General features: G+C 31.1%; 7 protein-coding genes. 6 read left to right on the forward strand and 1 reads right to left on the reverse strand.

Annotated features, from left to right (window positions below; genetic code table 11):
* A partial coding sequence (locus tag B9N71_RS12100; RefSeq protein WP_065607385.1) for a transposase occupies positions 1-189 on the reverse strand: 189 nt, incomplete at its 3' end.
* Between the two features lie 317 nt (positions 190-506).
* Here B9N71_RS12100 and B9N71_RS12105 point away from each other — a divergent pair.
* The 6 genes from B9N71_RS12105 to B9N71_RS13650 form a co-directional block, all read left to right on the forward strand.
* Positions 507-857: a hypothetical protein gene (locus B9N71_RS12105; protein WP_085166089.1), complete on the forward strand. Its 351-nt coding sequence runs from the start codon at positions 507-509 to the stop codon at positions 855-857.
* 156 nt (positions 858-1,013) lie between these two features.
* The gene (locus B9N71_RS13645) at positions 1,014-1,187 is read left to right on the forward strand and encodes an RHS repeat-associated core domain-containing protein (RefSeq protein WP_202983978.1); all 174 of its coding nucleotides are present in this window, start codon (positions 1,014-1,016) and stop codon (positions 1,185-1,187) included.
* A 389-nt stretch (positions 1,188-1,576) separates the two neighbouring features.
* Entirely contained in the window at positions 1,577-1,921 is a 345-nt protein-coding gene (locus B9N71_RS12115; RefSeq protein WP_065609572.1) for a hypothetical protein, read from the forward strand.
* Between the two features lie 229 nt (positions 1,922-2,150).
* Positions 2,151-2,513, forward strand: coding sequence for a hypothetical protein (locus tag B9N71_RS12120; RefSeq protein ID WP_065609570.1), 363 nt, complete (start codon positions 2,151-2,153; stop codon positions 2,511-2,513).
* 25 nt (positions 2,514-2,538) lie between these two features.
* The gene (locus B9N71_RS12125) at positions 2,539-2,718 is read left to right on the forward strand and encodes a hypothetical protein (protein WP_065609568.1); all 180 of its coding nucleotides are present in this window, start codon (positions 2,539-2,541) and stop codon (positions 2,716-2,718) included.
* Positions 2,709-2,864 (forward strand): NTF2 fold immunity protein (locus B9N71_RS13650; RefSeq protein WP_208610513.1); only part of this gene is annotated, 156 nt, incomplete at its 3' end. The genes B9N71_RS12125 and B9N71_RS13650, both read left to right, overlap by 10 nt.

Below are 2,864 nucleotides of genomic sequence, written 5' to 3' on the forward strand. Positions count from 1 at the left end.
CTTGCGGTTTTCAGCCTCCAGCTCCTTTAAGCGTTTGATATCCGAAGTTTCCATTCCGCCGTATTTTTCTCGCCATTTATAGAAAGTTGAATTACCCATGCCATATTTACGGCACAGTTCTTTAACCGGAATACCTGCTTCAGCTTCTTTTAAAATAGCGACGATTTGATGTTCAGTCATTTTTTTCATAATTAAATCCCCTTTTCTTTTATCATAGAGAATTTTCTACTTTTTTGCTGTACTATTTTAGGGAATAGTTACACTGAGCCTAATCTTTTTTCAAGAGCTAGATTTAAGTATAAGGGTGATGGATATCAAATATATGGACATGGCACGGATTTTTCCGCGGAAGCCAAATGGCTAACATCTAACTTAGCAAATGGTCTAATGGCTTGTATTACCAAACCTTAAATAAGCAGAATCATAGAACTGATGTAATATGGGAACCTTTTCGTAGTGACAATAATGGGGCTCAGATTTTATTAGATGGATCAGGATATTAATTTATGAACGAGAATATACTATACAATTTTTTGAAAAATAAACCAACCTATTTAGATTATGACGATGAACTAAAGCTAATGGATATTATGACTAAACTACCTATGAGTTGGCTCATTAAAAATAAAAAGGAATTTATTGATGCTTTAGAGGAATTAGAGATCTCACATACAGAAACTGGATTTTTATATCAAGAGGAATGTGACGATATTATATTTGATAATTTTTGTGAATGGCTAAAAGAAGTAAATAATAAAACTGGCATAGCGACATTAATCTATATTAAAGATTTGAGTTCGGAAGGACTAGATGAATTTAGAAAAAATCTTAGAAAAGATGAAAATACAAATAAGTAAGCTCTAAACAATATTAGATCTAAATCTTTATACGTCTTGAATTGGTATTCAGGGGTGTTATTATCATAATTTATTAAGAAAAATGTTTAGTCAATAAATATTTAACAAAATAAAAGGCTATTCATTAATACTAGAAAGTACCGGAAGAACTAACCGATGCAAACGGCGAAATACTGTGGGAATGCAGCTTTCAGCTATGGGGAAAAACTGATTCATGAAATCGAACACGAATCAGTAGAGCAAAACCTCAGATATCAGGGACAATATTTAGACAGGAAAACCAGTTTACATTACAATACTTTCAAGTATTATGCTCCGGATATAGGCTGATTTACCCAGCTAGATCCGATTGGGTTGCTGTAAGGGGGTTAATCTGTATCAGTATGCGTTTAATGGGGTGGTTTGAATTGATCTGTGGTGGGGGAGTTTACCAGAAGATATGTATAAAACGATTTTCAACTTAAGGCTTCTATTGAAAGTAAATATCCAGGAATTTTGGAGATAGTTTTATCCGGTAAAATGGTGTTTTCCTAGGAAAAGCACTGACTGGGATTGATTGGTCAACTACATGGTACCATCATGAAAGAGTCGGTGGTTTATTGCAGTTAGTTGGCAAGAAAGATCATAACTCTAGATATCTTGATTATCACCTTAAAGGCTTATGAAGGAAAGAACTCATGGGGCGGTGGTTCGTATTGTAGTGAAATTTGAGGATACCAATGAATAGCTTTAAATCTATATATGAATTAATAAAGAACCTTAATCTTCTAGACCAAGGGGAATGGATTTATGCAAATTTAAATTCGTGGAATAGTAATCCAGAATATACAGAGTTTTATTATATTCCATGGGATTACATTCAAAATTTAGATGATGATGAGATATATCTTGATGAAGAAGATATGGAAATGCCTCTTGCTGTTAAAGGATTAAATTTAAGAGGATGGATGCTGGTTGGTTCTTTAGACTATGTAACCCAAAATAAATCAGACTTTGAGCATGATAATAAATGGCTAATTGATGAAATAAATTATTATCGAAATAATGATACATTTAGAACATAAATATAAATTTGGCAAAATTACTCTAATTCTTTTGCTCATCCATTAATTAATTCACTAATTATTTAATAATAACAAAGATTAGCGGCTAATTAAAAAAAACGATACCTAGAGCATACTGTTACACTATTATTATAACCCACAGGGCACATCGCTACTTATCCCGCCAATGATATGAAATTTGGTGAATATCAAAAGCTACTTAATCGAATTGAATGGAATTAACTTATAAATGGCGAAACTTATTATTGATGAAAAAGAAGCATTTACAGATTTAAAAAGAATAATGCGATCATGGAATCTGAATGATAACTCAGAGAAATTAATGGATGAATTTTTCGAAAAACTAATCCAATTTAAATGGAATAGAAAAAAGATATATAATTTTACATTTGTGTATATAAAAGATAACTTATCTGATTTGGATTACAATGATATACCCGCGGTTGCTTTTGATTATTTAAGTGATATAGAAACATCAATTATTGGTTATTGTAGCTATGGTTCAATTTTGAAAATTCCTGATGAACCACAAAATCCAGATGAACTAATAGCTTATGTTAGAGGTGAAAAATGGAAAGATTGTGTTGAGTAAAATATTTAACAAATAGGAGAACTAAATGAATTTAGAAAATGCAAAAAATACATTAAAAGAATTTATTATGGCGATGAATCACTGGGAAGTCCATTATTATCCATTAGTAAAAAATGATTTATCGAATGATGTTCGTTTAAAAATGATTAATAATTTAAATTTTGTACAAAAAAAGAACGAAAATATGGTAGGCAAATTTCATTAGGGTGTGGAAATCCGCCTGAATATTCGCCAGATGAAAAGATATTAAAAACTAAGGAATTAAAAGGCAATAAAGCAGCTATTTATACTCAAGAACAAAATGGGGTAGAAGATCAATTTTGTAAATATCCCAAACTTAGTACACAACTC

The organism is Gilliamella bombi, from assembly GCF_900103255.1.
Classification (GTDB): Bacteria; Pseudomonadota; Gammaproteobacteria; order Enterobacterales; family Orbaceae; genus Gilliamella; species Gilliamella bombi.